This window comes from Rhizobium sp. 2YAF20 (assembly GCF_052114685.1).
In the GTDB taxonomy this organism is placed as follows: Bacteria; Pseudomonadota; Alphaproteobacteria; order Rhizobiales; family Rhizobiaceae; genus Rhizobium.
The window spans coordinates 108,286-129,938 of record NZ_JBFRFF010000015.1 but is presented as its reverse complement, the minus strand read 5'-3'; the positions used below and the strand labels follow the sequence as shown (position 1 = coordinate 129,938).

At 60.1% G+C, this 21,653-nt stretch carries 22 protein-coding genes and 1 pseudogene; 15 read left to right on the top strand and 8 right to left on the bottom strand.

All coding sequences use genetic code 11. From position 1 onward, the window contains the following. Positions 1-240 (top strand): annotated as a pseudogene (locus AB4Z52_RS18520) (sugar ABC transporter ATP-binding protein); the annotation flags it as partial. Between the two features lie 94 nt (positions 241-334). Here AB4Z52_RS18520 and AB4Z52_RS18515 read toward each other — a convergent pair. Together AB4Z52_RS18515 and AB4Z52_RS18510 are read right to left on the bottom strand one after the other, a co-directional pair. Further along, positions 335-1,051 (bottom strand): alpha/beta fold hydrolase, encoded by a 717-nt coding sequence (locus tag AB4Z52_RS18515; protein WP_442219385.1) that lies wholly within the window; start codon positions 1,049-1,051, stop codon positions 335-337. 173 nt (positions 1,052-1,224) lie between these two features. Further along, the gene (locus tag AB4Z52_RS18510) at positions 1,225-1,530 is read right to left on the bottom strand and encodes a putative quinol monooxygenase (RefSeq protein ID WP_442219376.1); all 306 of its coding nucleotides are present in this window, start codon (positions 1,528-1,530) and stop codon (positions 1,225-1,227) included. Positions 1,531-1,696: 166 nt separating this feature from the next. Between AB4Z52_RS18510 and AB4Z52_RS18505 the strand changes: the two genes are divergently transcribed. Continuing rightward, the gene (locus AB4Z52_RS18505) at positions 1,697-2,680 is read left to right on the top strand and encodes a GlxA family transcriptional regulator (protein ID WP_442219375.1); all 984 of its coding nucleotides are present in this window, start codon (positions 1,697-1,699) and stop codon (positions 2,678-2,680) included. Between the two features lie 320 nt (positions 2,681-3,000). Next, positions 3,001-3,372 carry a hypothetical protein gene (locus AB4Z52_RS18500; RefSeq protein ID WP_442219374.1) on the top strand — a complete coding sequence of 124 codons (372 nt, stop codon included), beginning with the start codon at positions 3,001-3,003 and terminating at the stop codon, positions 3,370-3,372. A 95-nt stretch (positions 3,373-3,467) separates the two neighbouring features. Here the strand turns inward: AB4Z52_RS18500 and AB4Z52_RS18495 are convergent, their stop codons facing one another. The 3 genes from AB4Z52_RS18495 to AB4Z52_RS18485 form a co-directional block, all read right to left on the bottom strand. Then, positions 3,468-3,719, bottom strand: a complete 252-nt coding sequence (locus AB4Z52_RS18495) for a DUF982 domain-containing protein (RefSeq protein ID WP_442219373.1) — start codon at positions 3,717-3,719, stop codon at positions 3,468-3,470. A gap of 267 nt (positions 3,720-3,986) precedes the next feature. Continuing rightward, entirely contained in the window at positions 3,987-4,598 is a 612-nt protein-coding gene (locus AB4Z52_RS18490) for an outer membrane protein (RefSeq protein ID WP_442219372.1), read from the bottom strand. Positions 4,599-4,927: 329 nt separating this feature from the next. Further along, positions 4,928-5,545 (bottom strand): CGNR zinc finger domain-containing protein, encoded by a 618-nt coding sequence (locus tag AB4Z52_RS18485; protein WP_442219384.1) that lies wholly within the window; start codon positions 5,543-5,545, stop codon positions 4,928-4,930. A 144-nt stretch (positions 5,546-5,689) separates the two neighbouring features. Between AB4Z52_RS18485 and AB4Z52_RS18480 the strand changes: the two genes are divergently transcribed. From AB4Z52_RS18480 to AB4Z52_RS18470, 3 genes are all read left to right on the top strand, one after another. Next, complete coding sequence (locus AB4Z52_RS18480; protein WP_442219371.1) at positions 5,690-7,015, top strand: TMEM175 family protein; 1,326 nt, start codon at positions 5,690-5,692, stop codon at positions 7,013-7,015. Between the two features lie 94 nt (positions 7,016-7,109). Continuing rightward, on the top strand, positions 7,110-7,964 hold the full coding sequence (locus tag AB4Z52_RS18475) for an alpha/beta fold hydrolase (protein WP_442219370.1): 855 nt from the start codon (positions 7,110-7,112) through the stop codon (positions 7,962-7,964). A gap of 50 nt (positions 7,965-8,014) precedes the next feature. Continuing rightward, positions 8,015-8,185, top strand: a complete 171-nt coding sequence (locus tag AB4Z52_RS18470; RefSeq protein ID WP_442219369.1) for a hypothetical protein — start codon at positions 8,015-8,017, stop codon at positions 8,183-8,185. On the opposite strand, the gene AB4Z52_RS18465 is transcribed toward AB4Z52_RS18470, so the two are convergent. Beyond that, the gene (locus AB4Z52_RS18465) at positions 8,182-9,084 is read right to left on the bottom strand and encodes a LysR substrate-binding domain-containing protein (RefSeq protein WP_442219368.1); all 903 of its coding nucleotides are present in this window, start codon (positions 9,082-9,084) and stop codon (positions 8,182-8,184) included. The genes AB4Z52_RS18470 and AB4Z52_RS18465 overlap by 4 nt on opposite strands. Positions 9,085-9,219: 135 nt before the next feature. Between AB4Z52_RS18465 and AB4Z52_RS18460 the strand changes: the two genes are divergently transcribed. From AB4Z52_RS18460 to AB4Z52_RS18450, 3 genes are all read left to right on the top strand, one after another. Next, positions 9,220-10,482 (top strand): HlyD family secretion protein, encoded by a 1,263-nt coding sequence (locus AB4Z52_RS18460; protein WP_442219367.1) that lies wholly within the window; start codon positions 9,220-9,222, stop codon positions 10,480-10,482. 97 nt (positions 10,483-10,579) lie between these two features. Continuing rightward, entirely contained in the window at positions 10,580-12,196 is a 1,617-nt protein-coding gene (locus AB4Z52_RS18455) for a DHA2 family efflux MFS transporter permease subunit (RefSeq protein ID WP_442219366.1), read from the top strand. Positions 12,197-12,233: 37 nt separating this feature from the next. After that, positions 12,234-13,460, top strand: a complete 1,227-nt coding sequence (locus tag AB4Z52_RS18450; protein WP_442219365.1) for an adenylate/guanylate cyclase domain-containing protein — start codon at positions 12,234-12,236, stop codon at positions 13,458-13,460. A 103-nt stretch (positions 13,461-13,563) separates the two neighbouring features. On the opposite strand, the gene AB4Z52_RS18445 is transcribed toward AB4Z52_RS18450, so the two are convergent. Then, on the bottom strand, positions 13,564-14,556 hold the full coding sequence (locus AB4Z52_RS18445; protein ID WP_442219364.1) for a LacI family DNA-binding transcriptional regulator: 993 nt from the start codon (positions 14,554-14,556) through the stop codon (positions 13,564-13,566). Positions 14,557-14,772: 216 nt separating this feature from the next. On the opposite strand from AB4Z52_RS18445, the gene AB4Z52_RS18440 reads away from it, so the two are divergent. The 6 genes from AB4Z52_RS18440 to AB4Z52_RS18415 all read left to right on the top strand — a co-directional run bounded on the left by AB4Z52_RS18440 (position 14,773) and on the right by AB4Z52_RS18415 (position 20,005). Next, positions 14,773-15,720, top strand: coding sequence for a sugar ABC transporter substrate-binding protein (locus AB4Z52_RS18440; RefSeq protein WP_442219363.1), 948 nt, complete (start codon positions 14,773-14,775; stop codon positions 15,718-15,720). A gap of 121 nt (positions 15,721-15,841) precedes the next feature. Further along, positions 15,842-16,963, top strand: a complete 1,122-nt coding sequence (locus AB4Z52_RS18435; protein ID WP_442219362.1) for an ABC transporter permease — start codon at positions 15,842-15,844, stop codon at positions 16,961-16,963. Between the two features lie 2 nt (positions 16,964-16,965). Next, positions 16,966-17,766 carry an ATP-binding cassette domain-containing protein gene (locus tag AB4Z52_RS18430; RefSeq protein WP_442219361.1) on the top strand — a complete coding sequence of 267 codons (801 nt, stop codon included), beginning with the start codon at positions 16,966-16,968 and terminating at the stop codon, positions 17,764-17,766. A 26-nt stretch (positions 17,767-17,792) separates the two neighbouring features. After that, positions 17,793-18,590, top strand: a complete 798-nt coding sequence (locus AB4Z52_RS18425; protein ID WP_442219360.1) for a TIM barrel protein — start codon at positions 17,793-17,795, stop codon at positions 18,588-18,590. 30 nt (positions 18,591-18,620) lie between these two features. Then, positions 18,621-19,643: a Gfo/Idh/MocA family oxidoreductase gene (locus AB4Z52_RS18420; RefSeq protein ID WP_442219359.1), complete on the top strand. Its 1,023-nt coding sequence runs from the start codon at positions 18,621-18,623 to the stop codon at positions 19,641-19,643. A gap of 29 nt (positions 19,644-19,672) precedes the next feature. Then, entirely contained in the window at positions 19,673-20,005 is a 333-nt protein-coding gene (locus tag AB4Z52_RS18415; protein WP_442219358.1) for an RpiR family transcriptional regulator, read from the top strand. Between the two features lie 60 nt (positions 20,006-20,065). On the opposite strand, the gene AB4Z52_RS18410 is transcribed toward AB4Z52_RS18415, so the two are convergent. Then, positions 20,066-21,526, bottom strand: a complete 1,461-nt coding sequence (locus AB4Z52_RS18410; RefSeq protein ID WP_442219357.1) for a PAS domain S-box protein — start codon at positions 21,524-21,526, stop codon at positions 20,066-20,068. Positions 21,527-21,653: the final 127 nt, after the last annotated feature.

Below are 21,653 nucleotides of genomic sequence, written 5' to 3'. Positions count from 1 at the left end.
ATCCTCATCATGGACGAACCAACCGCCGCCCTCGGCGTCCCCGAACAGCGCAAGGTCGTCGCCCTCATCAAATCGCTCAAAGCACAGGGCCGCGGCGTCGTCTTCATCTCCCACAATCTCCAGGACATCTTCGCCGTCTCAGACCGCATCATCGTCCTGCGCCGCGGCATCGTCGCCGGACAACGAAACATCAAGGACACAAACCACGACGAAGTCGTCAAACTCATGATCGGTGGGTAAGGCAAGGCGCACATACTTCGCTTGTTGGTAAACAGCAAAGCATGTGCGCTCGTGGACTGACCGGATGATCCGTTGAAGTTCGCCGGGCAGTCGTCTACTTCGCGGCAGCCTCGATCACGCTGGCGACGGCGGCCGGCTGTGAGGCGAAGACGGCGTGGCTTGCGGCCACTTCGGTCACCTTGGCGCCCGAGCGTTGGTACATCCAGCGCTGAAGTTCCGGGCTCACGACATGATCCTGGCTGGTTACGATGGCGTAGCTGGGCTTGGTGCGCCATGAGGCCACGGAGACACGCTCTCCCAGGGCCTTCTCCGCCAGCTGCTGCTCCGAATCCGCCATGAATTGGGCGTCCGCGGCCGGGAGATCCGCGGCATAGGTCTGAGCGAACCTGGCCGCCGGAATAAAGAAGAACTTCTTCGGGGTGGCGGTCGCCCGCATGGCATCGTTAGGCGCGGCGAACTTCGACAGAAGCTGCCCGCTGGTTTCCCCGGCATCGGGTTGGAGTGCAGCCACATAGACGAGCGCGCTGACCTTCGGGTCGGCACCTGCATCCGTGATTACGGAACCACCATAGCTGTGACCGACCAGCACGACAGGACCCGTCTGCTGGTCAATGACGCGCTTGGTGGCCTCGACGTCCTCGGCCAGACCGGTGAGCGGCTCCTGCACGACAGTCACATGAAAACCATGGCCGGTGAGGATGTCGTGGACGGCCCGCCAGCCTGAGCCATCCACCAAAGCACCATGGACAATGACGATATCTTTCGCTGGCTTTGTTTCGGCGTGAGCCGCGGTGCCACTGATGGCAACCATCGCGGCAATGGCAAAGTTCTTTCCTAGCGTGGACAAGTAAGCCTCCTTGGATGTTTCAATTTGCCCGTCGTTTCGCGTGACCATCTAGATTGCGGGCATTCATCGGTCGGTGATGGCCAACCGAGGTGGTCGCTGGTCGAAGTCGTGCGCCGGCGGACCGGGACGCAAGGACATCAATCCAGCCGATTCTTCATGCCCAAGATGTCGACGGGCTCTACCGACGGCGGGCTTGCCAGCAGCTCGTCGACCCGCGACATCAGCGCCTGGGCCATGTTGCCGGCAAGGTGCGCCTGACGATCCTTTTCGCTGGCAAAGGCGTCGAAAACGCCGAACGTGGTCGGCGAGAGCTTGAGGGCGAACCAGATCGGCGTGCTCGCCTCCCGGTTCGTCAGTTCAAGGCCGGCGGTAAGAAAGTCCGCGACCGCCTGCTCTTTGCCCGGCTTGGCTTCAAGGCGGATGAATAGCCCACATTTGATCATCTTTTTTCTCCACAGTGGCTTGCGAATACCGCAATGCGAGTGGAACCCTACAAGTAGATCGATAGCACCCGTATTGGCAGGATTGCCATTTTTGATACCAATTCAGCCAATCATATTCTCGATCACGGTCGATGCCTGCGGTGTCTGCCGTATTGGCAAAAATGTAATGTTTGATATTGTAAATGCCATGCGCATCCACATCCTCGCTCTCAACGGCGCGTTCGACACCGGCATGGCCGCGGTGCTCGATGCCTTCGCTATGGCCAACACGCTGGCGGAGATGACCGGCATAACCTCGCCGCACTTCGAGACGAAGATGGTGGGTCTGCGCAGGACCGTGACGACGGCGCAGGGCCTGAGCATTGCGGTCTCGTCCGCGGCGCGCTCAGAGACACCGGACGCGGTGGTGATGCCGGCTATCAGCTACATTAAGCCGGAGCCGCTGCTGCAGGCGCTGGCCGGCGGCGAGGAGCGCGAGGCCGGCGCGGTGCTACGCAAATGGTCGGAGCGAGGCGCGCTGACGGCAACCGCCTGCGTCGGCACCTTCGTGCTGGCGGAAGCGGGCCTACTCGACGGCGAGGAGGCAACCACCAACTGGTGGCTGGCGCCGCTGTTCCGGCAGCGCTATCCGCGGGTGCGGCTCGACGAAACGCGAATTGTCGTCGAGTCCAACGCGATGGTCACCGCGGGGGCGGCACTTAGCCATCTCGACCTGGCGCTGAGCCTGATCCGGCATGCAAGCCCTGAGCTCGCCCGCATCACCGCGAAGTATCTGGTGGCGGATGCGCGCAGCTCACAGGCGGCATATACGATCCCCGACCATCTGGTTCACGCCGATCCGCTGGTGCAGAAGTTCGAGCTTTGGGCGCGGCTGCGTCTGGCCGAGGGCTTCTCGCTCGACCAGGCCGCAACGTCGCTTGCGACCAGCAAGCGCACACTGGCACGCCGGATGCAGCGCGTGCTGGGCAAATCGCCGCTCGCCTACTTCCAGGACCTGCGGATAGAGCACGCCGTCCACCTGCTGAAGACCAGCCAAGCCAGCGTCGACCAGATCGCCGCCGAAGTCGGCTATGCCGAAGGCGTGACCCTACGCGCTCTGCTGCGCCGCAGGCTCGGCCAGGGTGTTCGTGAAATCCGCCGCAACTTGTAAAACCGGCTGGGTCTGATCTTCAGTGATCCCGGAAATTCCACCCCCGACTGGCCCGGCGTCGGTCGCTGGTCACTGCGATCGCGGGAAAAATTGCGTATCACTGACGATGGCAGAAGCGACCGCGTCGATGAAATCCCAGCGCCACTGCGGCAAGTCTCGCAACAAAAGAGAACACACGGCAAAAGACCGGCGCGTATAGTTGGCGGGCCGGGTGCAGCACGATAGCCAGATGGCCAGCGGGCACGGCCAAGCCGACGCGGGCCGGCTTGGGACCTGGTTGATCACTCCCAAATTGAATACAATTCGCAAAGGATATGTCAATGAAGGTTACCATCATCGCCTTGGGTATGGCCGCGGCTGCTACGATGGGTCTCGTCATTCCCGCCGTTGCTCAAGTCGTTATTTACAACGATCAGTCCCCGGATGCCGCCTTTGACGAGGGCGCGACAGAGTCCAATTTTCTTCAGGATTGGAACCGCCGCCATGACTCGCCCAACAGATGGGGAGAACGCCGGAACACCTTCGGTCCCGATGACGTCATACGTCTCCTTGAGCGACGCGGCTATAGGGTCGGGGACGTGAAGGACGTGGGGGAACGGTATCTGGTCAGAGCATCGCGGGACGGCGATGACCTGCTTGTGAGCGTGTCCCGGAGGGGAGAAATCATGGGTGTCGTGCACGATCGGTATTAATTGAAGACCATTCAGCGCGAGAAGGATGACGGCTGGCCGACCTCCGAGCGGAACATCCTACCGCTCGGGCGCCGGCCTTTGCCGGGAATGGCCAGTCAAAGCGCGAAGATTGCCGACTCCTCAGCCGCTTCGAGGAAGGCTATGCGAGCAACCTCCGGCGCAACGAGGCCGCAAAGCACCAGCCCGCACATCCGCACTGCCCTGTGATAGGCATCGCCTCGACAGTCCGGCCAGTGCACCAACAGGCAATGGGCCGCCTCGCGGGTATTTGTTATCGCCTGCCTTTCACTGCATCCCGCCCTCAGGTGGAGAACCACGGATGAGCGCCATTTGACGAAGTCTGCCATGTTGCACCTCTGTCACATCAACGGGCGAGAACATGCAAAGGTTCAGTTTTCCAAATGATGCAACGAATATGGCAAACTCTGCACGATGCCTGAACCGCCACCATCGTCGACGATCCTCCCGCTCTGAGGGCACGGCAGCAGCGGAGGTCGCGCTTCTGTGTCAGACGCCGTCCTGCTTCCTCGCTGGCCATGAGAACAGGCAAGGACCAAAGAAGATGCCCCGCCAATTGAGCAGGGCATCGAACAAAACCTTGGACACGCCTGAATTTAGAATTTCAAACCGACCCCTAGATTTACTGTCTGCTGGGTGAAGTCACTTTTTACGCCCTCCAGCTCCTTGCTGCCGAAATCACTGTAACGGTATTCGGCGCGACCGAAGATGTTGTTGGCGAACGCGTAGTCGACGCCAGTACCGACCGTCCAGCCAGCAAAGACCGCTTTGCCGTCGCCGGAACCGGGCACCTCGGCGAACCCGCGTGTGGCAGTCGCTCCGCCCGCGCCGTAAAACAATATGTTGTCGAAGGCATAGCCGAGCCTTGCGCGGACAGCGCCAGACCAATCGGTGCCGACACTCGACGCATTCGCCACAGCCTTGTCGTTCCAGTTATAGTCGACATTGGTCTCGACGCCTGCAACGACGCTGCCGAACTGATAATTATAGCCCGCGAAGCCACCGAAAATACCGCCCTTGAAGTCTTCGGACTGATTTTCCCGGCTGAAGCCGAAGTCACCCCTCGCGATTGCTCCACCACCGTGAACACCAAGATAGGGGCCGGACCAAGTGAACGCTGGAGCCGCAACAGAGTATTGGGTCAGATCAGCGGCGAGCGCGGAGGTTGAAACCAGCGCGAGCAACGCGGAAGTGAGCAAACATTTCATATTTATCGTCTCCTTGCAGATTTCATATCTGGGCTAAGACCAGGGCATGAGGGAGCCCGATCTGCAGCGCCATGGCCTGCGGCAATGCTATAGTTGGAGGGGAGTAGGCGGGTTTGGGCAGTTGCGTGAAGTTCATGCCAAAAATAGCGCATCCGATATTGCGGTGGGTGCTTTGATGTTGAGAAATGTTGCGAGAAGTGACGTCTCGTGGCGAGCCCGTCGTCACCGGGTGGACATGTTAGAGGGCCATCGGGTCAGGGTTTGGGCTTCGGGGTATTCACAATCCATCCCTGGATTCTTCGGCCGGTCGAGGAGCAACGAACTCAGTATCAGCCCTCTTTCAACCGCGAGCGATGCGCGGCTTGTTTTGCTCTATTTCCACAGAGCGCCATGCTGCACCAGCGCCTTGATTTCTGCCGCGTATGATCAACGAATATGAGCGTGCATGCCTGCCCCTCGCATGCCTTCACATCAGCAAAGTCTTCTTCGCAGACAAATTTCGCCAGCGACTCCCCGATCGGCAAAAGCAAAGTTTCTGGCGACCGCCAACGGCGGGAACGCTTTGTCTTGAGGCCACGCCCTCCGTCGTCCGCCATGATCATCGTAAAAGCCTCATCGCGATGCAGAAGCCCATTAAGCGGCGCTAACGCGTTCAAATCGGCGGCGGATAACACGGCTCCCTTCCGGTCGCGAACGAACCCTCGAAACCATTCGCGGAGATTTCGGGCCTGATCGGCAATCTTGTCCAACTCACCGGGCATCGCGCTTGCCTCGATCTCAGCCAAGATCTCGGCAGGAACGAGCTTTGCCTGAGCCAGCCAATCTATCAGACCGTCACCGCTGTCGATCCAGTCAACCGGGGCATCGACCGGCGTGGCAACCGAGTTCAGGAAATCGAGCCCGAGACTGTCGGCGATGAAAATTGCCGGCGGGTGACGATGCTTCATGGCTGGTCCTCTTCGAGGTGGCTCGTGCTTTCGTTTCAGCACAAGTAACCTCTCTAAAGCCAATTGACAAGTTACTTTCTTCTTACCTAACCTCTCATCGGCCAACCAAGTGGTTACTATTCGCAACGATCAAGGAGAGAGAAGATGCGTTCGGATGATACGACTGTGGTGCTTGTGCACGGCGCGTGGGCTGTTGGATCAAGTTGGGGAAGCGTCATTGCGTCGCTTAAAGCTCAAGGGATCAAAGCGGTGGCAGCGCCGATGCCTCTGACATCGCTGGCCGACAACGTGCGGCAGTTGGTCGAACAATTGCGCGGATCGATGCCCCTGTCGTGCTGGTCGGTCACGCCTATGCGGGTGCAGTGTGATCGGGGAAACGCGCTGCGAAAAAATCAAGGCGCTGTCTATGTGGCAGCCCTTGCCCCTGGCGAAGGCGAGACGGTCGCCGATGTCTTTTACCGTGGCGAACCGCATCCGAAAGCACCCAAGCTTGGTCCTGATGAAAACGCCCTCACCTGGCTCCCCGAAGACGCGTTCGCCGATGCATTTGCCCAAAACGCGCTGCCGGAAACGCAAGGGGTGCTGGCGGCGGTCCAGCGTCCGATTGCCATTCCTTGCATCACTACTCCTGTCGGGGTACCCTCGTGGCGGAGCCTGCCGAGCTGGTATCTACTGGCCGAAGACGATCGCATGATCGTCGCTGAAACGCAGCGCTTCATGGCTGAGCGCACGAAGCCCGCCTGCGGGCGCATCCGGTCGATCATACGCCAGGCATCACAGCGCCCGCCCTTGTCGTCGACATCATCAACGAAGCAATACGTGACGTCGGTCGACAGCAATCGCAAGGGGAGGCTCGGGATGAATGAGCAAAGAATAGCGACAGATCGGCTCGCGGCATTCTCAGATGCCGTGATGGCGGTGACTATCACCATCATGGTCCTGGAGCTTAAAGCTCCGGACGATGCTAATTTCCCATCTCTGTTGCCGCTCTGGCCGACGGCGATTGGCTATGCGGCCGGCTACCTCTTTATCGCGATCATCTGGATAAACCACCATCACCTCCTGCGGTTTGTACGGCATGCGACGCCCCGCTTGATCTGGATCAACTTCGCGCATCTCTTTGTCGTTTCGCTGCTCCCGTTTGCCACTGCCTGGATGACGCGTTCGCAATCGGCGGCGGCACCGGTGACCGTTTATGCGGCGATTTTTCTGTTGGTCGATACAGCCTACCTGGTCTTCGAGCGGGAAATAATGGCGCAGACGGATTCGAGCATGATGCCCGACAGGGCCCGCCTGCTTGCGCGCCGCCGATCGCCTGTAGCGCTTGCGATATTCGCGGTCGCGCCCCTGACATCACCCTTCATACCATTGCTGGGCTGCGGCCTGATTTGCTGCGCCCTGGTTCTCTACGTGCGCCGGAGGCACTCGGCGGGGTCGCTGCCTGATGGATCGATCTACAATCTTGCGTAACCCTTTAAAAGTATATTGACAGGTTACGTTGAACTGGTAGATAACCGTCTTGTCATAGTCGGAACGGTTACGAACCTCACACAGGAGAAATCCAATGACATCCACCAAATATCTGACGGCCAATGTCGACGGCTTCAAGATCTTCTATCGCGAGGCTGGGCCCGCCGACGCGCCGACCCTGCTTCTGCTGCACGGATTTCCGAGTGCGGGGCATATGTTTCGCGATCTGATCCCTCTTCTGGCGGACCGCTTCCACATCGTCGCGCCTGACCTGCCAGGCTTTGGTCAGTCGGACATGCCTGGTCGGGACAAATTCACCTATACGTTCGACAACATTGCCGGCGTGATAGAGCGTTTCACGGAGGTCATCGACCTCAAGCGTTTTGCGCTCTACGTCTTCGACTATGGTGCACCGACCGGTTTTCGGCTGGCGATGCGGCATCCTGAGCGCATCGCGGGGATCATCTCGCAGAACGGCAACGCTTATGAAGAGGGTTTGAGCGACGGATGGAACCCGATCAGAGCCTATTGGCAAGATCCCTCAAAGGAAAATCGGGATGCATTGCGGGCCTTCCTCGCTCCCGAGGCCACCCACTGGCAATATACCCACGGCGTGAGTAACGAGGCGATGGTTTCCCCGGACGGCCGGTCACTCGACGACTTCTACCTTGCCCGTCCAGGCGCTGCCGAAGTTCAGCTCGACCTCTTTGGAGATTATAAGAGCAACGTCGCACTCTACCCTGCCTTTCAGAGCTATTTCCGCACGCACAGGCCGCCATTTCTGGCGGTGTGGGGCAAGAACGATCCGTTCTTTCTGCCGCCTGGCGCCGAGGCGTTCAAGCGTGACATTCCCGATGCGGATGTTCGGTTCTTTGACACGGGACATTTTGCGCTGGAAACCCATGCCGTCGAGATTGCCGCTGCAATTTGCGACTTCATGTCTCGCTGACTGAGCCTGGCCCACTTGAAAAGCAGGACGCGCAACGCAAGCACATCGCCGTGCGCGTCCGCAAACCGCCGATGAACAACGTCCTGCGCAACGCGGCGACCGGCACGGTGATGGCGGCGTTGCTGACCGCGATGCTTGCTGCGCTTGCCTATCCGAAGCTTCGTGACGGCGTGATTGCGCACCTTACGATCGCCGAGGGTCCCGGGCCTCTACTCGGCTAGGCCATCCATTTGCGGTGTTCGGCAAAGCGTTCGGCGACAAGATCGATGAAGATGCGCGTTTTCGTCGGCAGATGCGTCCGATTGGGATAGATCGCGTTGATGGCGAACTCGGCCGGCTTATAATCCGGCAGAAGGCGCTGAAGCGTGCCGGCCGCGAGATCGTCGGCTATTACGAAGCTCGGTGCAAGAAATACGCCCTGGCCGTTCAGCGCCATGTAGCGCAGGACATCGGCACTGGTGGTAACGATGTTGCCGCCAACCTTGATACTGACCTGTTCGCCAGCCTCGGTGAAGAAGCGCCAGTCGTCGCCATAGGGATAATAGGCGTAGCGCAGGCAATTATGCGTGGCGATATCAGCGGGAACCGCCGGTGTCGGATGCGTCTCGAGATAGCCCGGTGAGCAAACGAGGATATGCCGCCACGGTGTCAGCCGCCGTGCGACGAGGCTGGAATCGGGCGGCAACGTCGTGCGGATCGCCAGATCGTAACCTTCCTCGATGAGGTCGATCATCCGCTCGCCGATATTGAGATCCATCGACACGGAAGGATAAAGGTCGAGATATTCGGAAATGACCGGCGACAGGAAACGGGTAATGTGGGTGCTGGTGTAAAGTTTTAGCGTCCCGCGCGGCGTAGAGGTCAGGGCGCCCGCAGCACCGTCGGCCTCTTCCAGATCGGCGAGAATCTGGCTGGATCGCTCGTAATAGAATTTGCCCGTTTCAGTCAGGCTTACCTTGCGCGTCGTGCGGTTCAAAAGCCGGACGCCAAGCCTGTCCTCCAATGATTGTATATGGTTGCCCACCATGGTGACCGACATGTTGAGCCTTCGGGCCGCCGCCGAAAAACCACCGCATTCAACCACGCGACCAAAGACAGTGAGGCTTGTCAGCCTATCCATGATACCTCCGCATTATCCGCTCTCAGTTGATGATCCTTCCCAATATGCGCAGATTATCACAATCCTTGTCATGAGCCATTCTCCCGTCATCGAAACACCGGCCTCCCAAGCGAGGTCAGACGAAGGAGAAGGACAATGGTCGAGCTACCCCGCAAGGACGTGTTCCGCACTGCGAAACAAGCGGAAATTGCAAAGGTTGTTGAAGCGCCTGCTGGAGCCGAGGCGATTGATGCCGCGGCTAGCGAACCTGCAAAGAAGCCAGGTCGTAGGATCGTCAAGCGCACCATCATCGCCGCGGCACTGCTCGGCGGCGTCGCCTTTGGCGCGGACTTCGGCTATCATTACTGGACGACGGGCCGCTTCATCGAATCTACCGACGACGCTTACGTCAAGGCCGACTACACCACGATCGCTCCGAAGATTTCAGGCTACATCGGCGATGTGTTGGTTAAGGACAATGACCGTGTCACGGCCGGTCAGGTGCTTGCCCGCGTCGACGACCGCGATTATCGCTCGGCCCTCACCCAGGCACAGGCGGAGGTGAAGGCAGCGGCTGCCGCGGTCACCAACCTCGATGCCCAGATCGCCCTGCAGCAATCGGTGATCGATCAAGCCACGGCCACCATCGCCGCCACCCAGGCATCTCTGGCTTTTGCGGAAGCGGACAATGAACGCTCCCAGAACCTGATCCGCTCGGGTGCCGGCACCACCCAGCGTGCCGAGCAGTCCGTTTCAGCCCGCGACCAGGCGGCAGCAGCACTCAAGCGCGACGAGGCCGCTCTTGTCTCGGAACAGAAGAAGGTCGCCGTCATCGAGACCCAGCGCGACCAAGCCGTCGCTCAGCATGACCGCAGCGCCGCTGCCGCCCATCAAGCCGAACTCAACCTATCCTATACCGAGATCGTCGCCCCGGTTGATGGCACAGTTGGCGCCCGTTCGCTCCGCATCGGCCAGTTCGTCACGTCAGGAACCCAATTGATGGCTGTCGTTCCGTTGGATGCGGTCTATGTCGTTGCCAACTTCAAGGAGACACAACTGACCTATGTCCGCCCCGGTCAACCGGTCGACATCAAGGTCGACAGTTTCCCGGATATCGCCATCAAAGGTCATGTCGACAGCCTGTCACCGGCCAGCGGGCTGGAATTCTCGCTATTGCCGCCGGACAACGCCACCGGCAACTTCACCAAGATCGTCCAGCGAATTCCGGTGAAGATCACCCTTGATAATCCAAGCCTTGCCGGCCTGCTGCGCTCGGGCATGTCGGTCGAACCCGACATCGACACCAAGGCTGCCGTGATCTCCAACAATCGCGATCCGAAGGCCTCGGCAGCTGCCGAAGGCGAGACCAAGGGCCAGACCAAGGGCCAGATCAAGGGATTGTCCAGTCAGGCTGGATGATCCTACCCGCCTTTGTCCGATTATCGGAAACGCCGCGTCGTGAGACAGTTTCTTGACCGACCAGAGCGCCGCCACCGAAACCATTGGGAGAACAGCCATGGCAACCCTTCAGACCGCAAGCCCGACCTTCCCGCCCCAAGCCGCTCGCGCCGCCACGGCCGACACGCAGAGCGGCAGCAGCGTGAAGATGTGGATTGCCGTTATCGGCTCCACGCTTGGCGCCTTCATGGCGGTTCTGAACATCCAGATCGTCAATGCATCGCTTGCCGACATCCAAGGCGCCATCGGCGCCGGGACCGATGATGGCGGCTGGATCTCCACGTCCTATCTGATCGCCGAGATCGTCGTCATACCGTTAAGCGGCTGGCTTGCCCGCGTCTTCTCGGTTCGCACCTATCTGCTGGCCAACGCCATCCTGTTTCTCATCTTCTCGGTTGCCTGCGCCTTTGCCGCCAACCTGCAGCAGATGATCGTTCTCAGAGCTATCCAGGGCTCTTCCGGCGGCGTACTGATCCCGATGGCGTTCACGATTATCATCACGCTATTGCCCAAGGCCAAGCAGTCGATCGGTCTTGCCCTCTTTGCCCTGTCGGCCACCTTTGCCCCGGCAATCGGCCCGACCATTGGCGGTTACCTGACCGAGAACTGGGGCTGGCAGTACATCTTTTACGTAAACCTTGTTCCCGGCGCCCTGATGGTCGGGATGCTGTGGTTCTCGCTCGACCGCGCGCCGATGAACCTTGGTCTGCTGGCCAAGGGTGACTGGCCCGGCATCATCACCATGGCAATCGGCCTTGCATCGCTGCAGACCGTGCTTGAAGAGGGCAACAAGGACGATTGGTTCGGCTCGCCCTTCATCGTTCGCCTTTCGGTGATCGCCGCCGTCTCTCTGACGCTGTTCCTCGTCATCGAACTGAGGGCCGCCCATCCGCTTTTGAACCTGCGCCTGCTAGTGCGCCGCAACTTCGGCTTCGGCATCCTTGCCAACTTCCTGCTCGGCATCGCGCTCTATGGTTCCGTCTTCATCCTGCCGATCTACCTGACGCGCATCCAGGGCTACAACTCCGAGCAGATCGGCATGGTGCTGGCCTGGACCGGCCTGCCGCAGCTGCTCCTGATCCCCCTGGTTCCGCGACTGATGAAGCGCATCGACATCCGCATCATGATCGTCGTCGGCTTTGGGCTTTTTGCCGCCAGCAACTTCATGAACATCTACATGACCGGCAACTATGCCAGCGACCAGCTGTTCTGGCCGAACATCGTGCGCGCGATCGGCCAGGCTCTCTGCTTCACCCCGCTGTCGGCCATAGCAACATCCGGCATCGAAAAGGAAAATGCCGGGTCCGCCTCTGCTCTGTTCAACATGATGCGCAACCTTGGCGGCGCCGTCGGCATCGCAATCCTGCAGACCTTTTTGACGAAGCGCGAGCAGTTCCACTCAAACATCCTGACCAACTCGGTCTCGACCTTTGCGGAGGCGACCCGCACCCGCATCGCCCAGCTGACCACCTACTTCATCAACCACGGCGTCTCCGACCAGGCCACCGCCACACACAAGGCTATCGTCGCCGTCTCCCTGCAGGTCCGCAAGCAGGCGAATATCATGGCCTTCAGCGACACCTTCTACCTTCTGGGTGCGGCCCTGGTCGTCGCGCTCATCGCCAGCCTGCTATTGAAGAAACCCGGCCACGTGGACGGCGGCGGCGCTCACTAGAGCGCCCGGTCCCGGCCTCGAACGAGGAGAAACGATCATGACATCCGCCAGCCTCCACTCCGCCGCGATCGGTGGGGCCGATATCCGCAATGTCGCCATTGCCGACCGCCCGGGCACAATCTCCCCCAATGCCATGCTCGGTCTGATCGAATGGCTCTCAGGCGACGAATGCCACGCACTTGATGAGGCCGGCCTGATCTCCGGTCTTGGCCGACGGCTGCGAAGCCTCGGCCTGCCGCTCAACCGGCTGACGCTGCACCTGATGACCCTGCATCCCGAAATCATCGGCCGCACCATTGCCGGCGCGCCCGGCGAGCCGATCGAGATCCACGATCGCGACCATGGCGCAGCAGCGCCCTTCATGAAAAGCGCCCTGCACGAGGCCATGGTCACCCGCCAGACCGTTGTTGCCAGCAGCCACGACCCGCATGGCGGCTGGGACCATCTCGACATCTTCGTCGGGCGTTCGCTGGTCGAACTGATGATCGTGCCGCTGTGTAATGGCGATGGACCGGTGAGCCTTGCGACTTTCGCCACGACCCGCCCCGGCGGGTTCACCCCGTCAGAAAAGCTCGTCATCGAGCGGATCATACCGCCTCTGCGCAATGCCTGCGAACTGAGGACCTTGCGCCAGATCGAGCTCAGTCTGCTCGACACCTATGTCGGTCCGATGACGGCGCAGCGCATTCTCGCCGGCAACATCCGCAAAGGCGAGATCGAGACAATGCAGGCAGCGCTTCTGCTTTGCGATCTGCGCGGCTTCACCGAACTGTCGAACCGGCTGCCGAGCGAGCGCGTGCTCGAGCTGCTCAACGCCTATTTCGACGCGGTCGTCCCGGCAGTCGTCCTTAAGGGCGGCGAGGTGCTGAAGTTCATGGGTGATGCCGTGCTTGCATGCTTTCCCGGCTACGACGCCGAGCAAGCCAGCAATGCCGCGCTGGAGGCTGCGACCACCATCCATCGACGGATGGCTGATCTTGCATTTCCGGACGCCCGTCTGCAGGCCGGGATCGCGTTGCACTACGGCGCGGTCAGCTATGGCAATATCGGCTCCGGTCGCCGCCTCGACTTCACCGTCATCGGCCCGGACGTCAATCTTCTCAGCCGCATCCAGGGCGTCTGCAGCGACCTCAATCATCCCATGTTGATGTCTGGCGCATTCCGCGATCAGGTGAGGGAAAGGGCCGTCTCCATCGGAGAACATGACCTGAAAGGGTTTACGACGCCGATCGAACTCTTCAGTTTGCCGGCAACTGGATCGTGAGCGCCGCCCGGCCGCCTTTGCCTTGCCTTTCCTTCTCGTGAACCGATCTCACGAGCAAGCGTTGCGACGGGTTTCTTCGACCTCCACGAGTTTGCTACATTGGTCAGGCGGACCCCCTGACCACGAGCGTGCCGTGGAAATTAACGGTCTCCCTTGGCGCCCTTTCAAGGATCATGTCAATCGTAGCCTTCACCATCTCGTCGGTGGGCTGCTCGTAGGTTGTCAGGTCATAGGCCGGCGATGCGGCAGCGGCGGTATTGTCAAAACCGACGACGGCGAGATCGGCCGGGACGCGCAACCCGAACTCGCTTCGAATGACATCCATCGCTCCAAAAGCGAGAGCATCGTTTTCGCACATGAGAACATCGATGCGGTCTTGCGGCACTACCCGTGACAGATAGTCTCTTGCCGCCTTGGCGCCGGCTTCTGCGCTGTAGCGTTCGGCCGACATCTCCACCAGTTCGACCCCGAGCGCCGTTCGCCAGAACTCCTTAAAGCTTCTCCGACGGCCAAGCGCCGTCGATAGCGTGCGCGCCCCCGCCATAAAGCCCGGTTTCCGATATCCCTTTTTCAAGAGATGCTCGCCGATCTCGGCAATCGCCACGCCAGCATCGCAGGAGATCGCAGGGACACCTTCGATCTGGCTGTCACGGGCGAGCACGAACATCGGCGGTCCGCCCCGCCCTAGCTTGTTATCCGTCAAGGTCTCATCACGGAACGCCGTGCCGAACAGGACGATCGCGTCAACCTGCCGCTGGTCCGCATTCAATATGGCATGCACGTGGTTGTAGTGCTGATTGATGTTGATCAACATCGTCACAAGCCCCTCAGCCTGCAGTCCAGCGGTCAGCCTTTCAAGAAACGGAAGCTTGTGCGGGTTTGCAAAGTCATCGACGAGAACCGCGACCTGATGCGTGGAATTGGTAGCAAGGCTTCTCGCCAAAAGGTTCGGCCGATAATTGAGCCGATCCGCCGCCTCCAGCACCTTGGCCTTGCTTGCCTCCGTGATGGATGCACCCGGCGTAAACGCGCGGATGACCGTCCACTTCGATACGCCGGCCTCAATTGCCACATTCTGCGCCGTCGCTCGCTTCATCGTGAAACCTCTCCGTTTTTGAAACGTTTATTCCATTTTTTTGGAAAGACGAAATGATTGGTTGATTTCTATTAGCAAGAATCTTATAGCTATGCACGCTTGCTACCGGTAGCAAAATGTATGCACCCGGTAGCATAGAGAGGGCGCGCCGTCTGAGGCGTTTTTCGGTGGTTGTCGCGCTGGGAGGCGCAGACCACCCATTGGGAGGAGAATTTTATGAAATCGTTTCTTCGCAGGATCGTGCTTGGCGTCGCCATGGTTGGAGCGCTTGCCGCTGCAACAGGTGCAGCCATCGCACAGGACGTTTCGATCATCGCCGTCACGCACGGCCAGGCCAACGATCCCTTCTGGTCCGTGGTCAAGAACGGCATGGCCGCCGGCGCCAAGGATGCTGGCGTCAGGATCGACTACCGCGCACCCGAAACCTTCGACATGGTGGCCATGAGCCAGCTGATCGACGCGGCCGTCAACCAGAAGCCAGCCGGCCTGATCGTCTCGATCCCGGATGCTTCCGCATTGGGCCCATCGATCCAGAAGGCTGTCGCGGCTGGCATCCCAGTTATTTCGATCAATTCCGGCTCCGACGTTTCGAAGTCGCTGGGTGCCCTTCTGCATGTCGGCCAGGATGAATACAGCGCAGGTAAGGCAGCTGGCCAGAAGCTGAAGGATATGGGCGGAAAGGTCGGCATTTGCGTCAACCAGGAAGTCGGCAACGTTGCCCTCGACCAGCGCTGCAAGGGGTTTTCCGACGGCTTTGGCGGCACTGTCACTGTCCTGCCCGTATCCAACGACCCAGCAGACGTCCGTGCAAAGGTCAAGGCGGCGCTGAGCTCGAATTCCAAGATCGACACCGTTATGGCGCTCGGTGCAAGCACCGCTGGCGAACCGTCTCTGGCCGCCGTCGGCGATGCCGGCATGACCGGCAAGATCAAGGTCGCCACTTTCGACCTTTCGGCAGACTTTCTCAAGGCGGTCGCCGCAGGGAACGCGGCCTTTGCCATCGACCAGCAGCAGTTCCTCCAGGGCTACCTGCCTGTCGTGTTTCTCGCGAACTATGCAAAGTATGGTCTGATCCCCGGCGGCAATGTGCCTTCCGGTCCGAACCTGATCACCAAGGAAAAGGCCGCCCAGGTCGTCGAATTGTCCGCAAAGGGCATCCGCTAATCCGCGACTACCGAGAGACATGTTTGTCGAAGGCCCCTTCCCTCATTCGGGAAGGGGTTTGACAGATGACGCCTGCGAACGGGAACGCCTTTCGCGGTTCGGTCAATCATTGGGAGGTATCATGGCTCAGATCGAGCAGAATAGAGCAGAAGCGGCAAAGGCCGACGAGCGCATCAAGCAGGTAGGCTTTGCCACCCACATGATGCGTCGACCCGAACTGGGTGCAGTTGCGGGCCTCGTCCTGGTGGTGCTGTTCTTCTTCTTCACCGCAGACCGGTCGATGTTTTCGCTTTCGGGCCTTATGACGATCCTTGCGCCGGCCTCGCAACTTGGAATTCTCGCCATCGCAGCAGCTCTGCTCATGATCGGCGGCGAATTCGATCTTTCGATTGGCTCGATGGTTGCCTTCACGGGGCTGATTTTTGGCGTCGCCTTGACCAATTTCGGCCAACCGCTGTGGATTTCCATCATCATTACTCTCGCGTTCGCTGCCGTCATGGGCGCGATCAACGGCCAGATCGTCATCCGCACAAGATTGCCATCGTTTATCGTGACGCTCGCTTTTCTCTTCATCCTGCGCGGCCTGACGCTCGTTGGCCTCAAATGGGCGACCGGCGGTTCGACGCAACTTCGCGGTATCGGCGACGCTGTCGGCGACAGCCCGCTGAAGCCGATGTTCTCAGGTGTCGCCTTCCAGGATCTGTTCACCTGGCTTGCCTCGCATGATCTGATTGAAAAATTCGACAACGGCGTTCCGAAAGTGGCCGGCGTACCGGTATCGGTGCTGTGGTTCATTGCCGTTGCCGCACTTGCCACATGGGTTCTCCTGCGCACCCGGATCGGCAACTGGATCTTTGCAGCCGGCGGCGACCCGAACGCGGCGAGGAACTCGGGCGTGCCAGTGGACCGCGTGAAGACCGGCCTCTTCGCCCTGACGGCCTGTGCCGCAGCGCTTGTTGCCATCATCACGGTGCTGGATGCCGGCTCGACGGATGCACGTCGCGGCTTTCAGAAGGAATTCGAAGCGATTATCGCAGCCGTTATCGGCGGATGCCTGCTGACGGGCGGTTACGGCTCGGCGATCGGCGCCTTCTTTGGCGCAATCATCTTCGGCCTCGTTTCCATCGGCCTCACCTACACGAAATTCGACTCGGACTGGTTCCAGGTGTTCCTCGGCTCGATGCTGCTTCTGGCCGTTCTCTTCAACAATTTCATCCGTCGCAAGGTGACAGGGGAGCGCTGATCATGACTGATAGCAAAGCAGAAACCGCTCCGCCGGTCATCGAAGTCAAGGATATCGTCAAGCACTACGGCTCCGTCATCGCCCTCTCCGGCGTTTCCATGAAGGTATCGCGCAGCGAAGTCCTCTGCCTGCTTGGCGACAACGGAGCCGGGAAATCCACCCTTATCAAGACGCTTTCCGGCGTGGTTCGTCCCTCTGGCGGAGAATTCCTGGTCGAGGGCAAGCCAGTCGCCTTCTCCAGCCCGCGTGATGCCCTCGATGCCGGCATTGCGACCGTCTACCAGGATCTCGCAATGATCCCGCTGATGTCGATCACGCGCAACTTCTTCATGGGACGCGAACCTGTGAAGGGCATACCGCCCTTTCGCCATGTCGATTTCAAGTATTGCAATCAGGTGACCCGCGAGGAGATGCACAAGATCGGGATCGACATCCGCGATCCGGACCAGGCGGTCGGCACGCTTTCGGGCGGTGAGCGGCAATGCGTGGCGATCGCGCGGGCTGTTTACTTCGGGGCCAAGGTGCTGATCCTCGACGAGCCGACGTCTGCGCTGGGCGTAGCCCAGACCTCCATGGTCCTGAAATACATCCATCAGGTTCAGCAAAAAGGCCTCGGCGTGATCTTTATCACCCACAATGTTCGCCATGCTTTCGCGGTGGGCAGCCGCTTCACGGTGCTCAACCGCGGCAAAACGCTCGGTACCTTCGACAAGGGAGAGATTTCCCTCGAACAACTGCAGAACCTCATGGCCGGCGGCAAGGAACTGCAAGAGCTCTCCCACGAGCTCGGCGGCACGATCTGACCAATTAGAAGCATCAGGATAGAACCATGACTACAGTACCCAAGACATCGCCTTTCACGCTCGCAGTCTGCGCTGAAATGGTATTTCGTTCCCAGCCCGTATTGGAACGGCTAAAGCGCATCACGGCGCTCGGCTTCCAGGCGGAAATCTGGGACTGGACGAAGCATGATATTGGCGCCATCGCCAAATCGGGCGCCACGTTCTCGTCGATGACCGGCTACATCACCGGCACTCTTGCCGACGATGCCGGCGCCGACGAACTGCTGCGCACCGCGCGCCAGTCGATCCCGATTGCCAGGGAGCTCAATTGCCCCCGTCTCAACCTGCATGGAACCGGGCTCGACGGACAGGGCCTGCCCATCGTCAAGTCCGAGGTCATCACCGGCGCCATGTGGCTGAAGGCCGTGGACACCTTGAAGCGGATCGCCGATCTCGGCGAAGAAGAGGGTGTCACCTTCGTGCTCGAAAATCTGAACGAGGCCGTCGACCATCCAAAGACCCCCTTCGCCAAGGCCGCCGACACGATCGCCCTTGTCGCCGCCGTCAACCGGCCGTCGCTGAAGCTCAATCTGGATCTCTACCACGCCCAAATCGGCGAAGGGAACCTGATCGAGCTCTGCCGCACCGCCCTTCCTCATATTGGCGAGATCCAGGTCGCCGACGTTCCCGGACGCAAGGAGCCGGGCACAGGTGAAATCAACTATCCGGCAATCGCACGCGCACTCGCCGAGATGGGCTACCGCGGGACGATCGGCATGGAAGCCTGGCCGTCCGGCGATGACGAGCTGGCACTATCCCGTTTCCGTAACGCATTTTCCCTCTGATCTGACAACAGCATTTTTCAGGAGCCTTTCATGTCCGCCCACCGTCCCGTCAATCTCGCCCTCATCGGCGCAGGCCGCATTGGCTCGTTCCATGCCGAAAGCGTCGCGCGTCGCCTGGTCGATGCCAACCTGCTCGCCATCGCCGATCCGGCGCCCGGCGCTGCGGAGAAACTGGCCGTGGCCCTCGATGCGCCAAAGGCCTATTCCAGCGTTTCGGAGCTTCTGGCCAATCCGGAGATCGATGGCGTCATCATCGCCACACCAGCGCGGTTTCATACCAGTGTCGTCGTAGAAGCCGCTCGGGCCGGAAAAGCGGTGTTCTGCGAGAAGCCGATGGCGTTGACGCTCGAGGAAGCAGATCAGGCAATCGCCTCCACGAAGGCTGCGAAAGTGCCGCTCCAGGTCGGCTTCAACCGGCGCTGGGATCAGTCCTTCCATGAAGGACGCGCGGCAATCGACGCCGGCAAAGTCGGCGACGTGCAGCTTCTGCGCTCGCTGACACGCGACCCGGGTCCGTATGGCGGCAATCCGGAAAAGACGCCCCTGTGGACAATCTTCTACGAAACTCTGATCCACGACTTCGATACCCTCCTTTGGCTAAATCCAAAGGCAAAGCCGGTCGAGGTGACGGCGATTGCCGACGCGTTGGTGCGTCCCGATTTCGCTAGCAAGGGTTTTCACGATACGGCTGTCGTCTCGATCCGTTTTGACAATGGCTCGATCGCAGTCGCCGAGGCGAATTTCTGCGCCATGTACGGCTACGACATTCGCGGCGAGGTCTTCGGCTCCGGCGGCATGGTGATGATGGGTGACGTCCGCCGCTCCTCGATGACGCTCTACGACAAGAATGGCGTCTCGAACGACACCTGGCGACGCGACACGGACCATTTCGTGCACGGCTATACGGCTCAACTCGCCGCCTTCGTCGACGCGATGCGGACGGGTACCGTCACCGGGCCGACCGGTGAAGACGCTCGCAATGCGCTCGCGATAGCGCTTGCCTGCATCAAGTCCGTCTCCGAGCGCCGGACGGTCCAGCTGTCCAGCCTCTAACCCGGTTCGCAAAGACGGAGTGCTTAGAAATGCCGCAGCGTATACGCAGCCTGAGCAGGCCACCGTCGAGCTTTGAAGAACTCAAGCAGGCCATCGTCTCGCGACAAGTGATCTTCCCTCTTCGCGTCGAGAATGTCGCAAAGAGGGTTCTTGCCGAGCCGGAACTCATGGCCTTTGGCAGCACGCCGTCAATTGCAAAAGACTGCGGGGTCTCTCCCTCCACGGTCATTCGCTTCGTTACGCATCTCGGCTTCCAAGACGTCGCTCAAGCGCGCGCAATCTTCCAAAACGAACTTCGCCGCCGCCTGACTGTCCGCTCGCCGACCGAACTTGATAAGCTAAGCTCCCCACTCCCCCTTTGATCGGGGCCTCTTTGATCGGGATCGCAGTCGAACGCGAGACCTGTCGAGAAGCGCGCCGGACTACTGGCCGCCCAATCGATCCCGCGCCACGACAAGGCGTATCGACAGACCCTCGGGCTTCCAATCTCGCACGATCTCGCCGCCCAACTGGCTTCGCACAGTCGCCTTGCCGAGGACGGTGCCAAAGCCATCTCCGTCAGTCCGGCGATCGACCGGCGGCCCACCGCGCTCGGTCCATGTCAGGATAAAGCGGTCTGCGTCTTCCTGGCACGAGATGTCAACCACGCCTTCGGAATTGGACAGCGCGCCATATTTGGCAGCGTTCGTCGCGAATTCGTGCAGGAGCAAGGCGAAGCTTGTGACGGCAGCGCCGCCGATTGGAATATCCGGACCCGCTATGATGGCACGAGGCTGGCGATCGTCCGCGCAATTGTCATAGGGCGCCAGGATCGTCCCGATCAACCGATGCAGCATCGTTGCCCGTTCTGTTCTCCCGGTCGCCTCGGAGGTCGATGGAACGGTCAAAGCATGAGCTTGCGCCAAGGCGCTCAATCGTTCTCGAACTGCCCCGGCAAGCTCGGCGGGCGTGCTTGCCGAACGGGCGCTGAGGGCAACGACGCTGCTTGCAAGCGTGAACAGGTTTTTGACGCGGTGGTCCATCTCCCGAATGAGAAGGTGCTGCTGTTCCTCGGCGCGCCTGCGCTCAGTGATATCGCGCGCGATCTTCGAGGCGCCGATAACCCTGCCCTCGCGATTTCTGATCGGGGAAACCGACAAGGAAATCTCGACAAGGCTCCCGTCCTTGCGCCGCCGGATGGTCTCATAGTGGTCGATGCGCTCGCCGCGGCGAATACGGCCAAGTATGTCCGTTTCCTCGTTGTGCCGGTCGAGCGGGATCAACATGGTCACCGGCTTGCCGATGGCCTCGGTCGCGGTATAGCCGAACAGACGCTCCGCGCCGCCGTTCCAACTATTGATGATGCCATTGAGATCCTTGGCAAGGATCGCGTCATCGGAGGATTGGACGATAGCCGCAAAACGCTGCGCAGCCTCGTCGAGGTCTATCCGCTCCGTGAGGTCGACCAGCATATTGACGGCGCCGCTCAGCGTGCCATCGGCATCAAAGAGCGGTGTCGGGAATGCCATGAAGGGAATGCGCGTGCCATCGGGGCGCTCGGCGATCGCCTCCATTCCCCTGTTGGAGCGTCCTTCCTTCAGCGCCAGCGCCATCGGGCATTCGTCGTGAGGCAATGGCGTGCCATCCGGCCAGTACAGCTTCCACGATCCGCAGAATTCGCTTTTGCCGATCTCCGGCCGCACGCCCCACATTTTGACAGCAGCACTGTTGTAGAACGTTATCCGGCCACTGGCGTCCGTCAAATAGATCGGTTCGGGCAGCGCTTCGAGAACATGTTGGACGTTTACATCCATGGCCATTGACGGCGCCTGTTCCTTGTTGCTTTGCCTCGTATTGATGTGGCCAACATCGCCGTTTCTTGCGTCGACCGATTGGGAACTCATTCGCCTCTCCGAAAGTGCCGTAGGTGCGGCTTCCTGCGGCCGGGGATTCATTAGAACTTCAAAAGATAAACCCTAGCAAAGCGACTGTATAGGACGTTGTTCGCCGGGGCCTTGGGCGCGCCTTGGC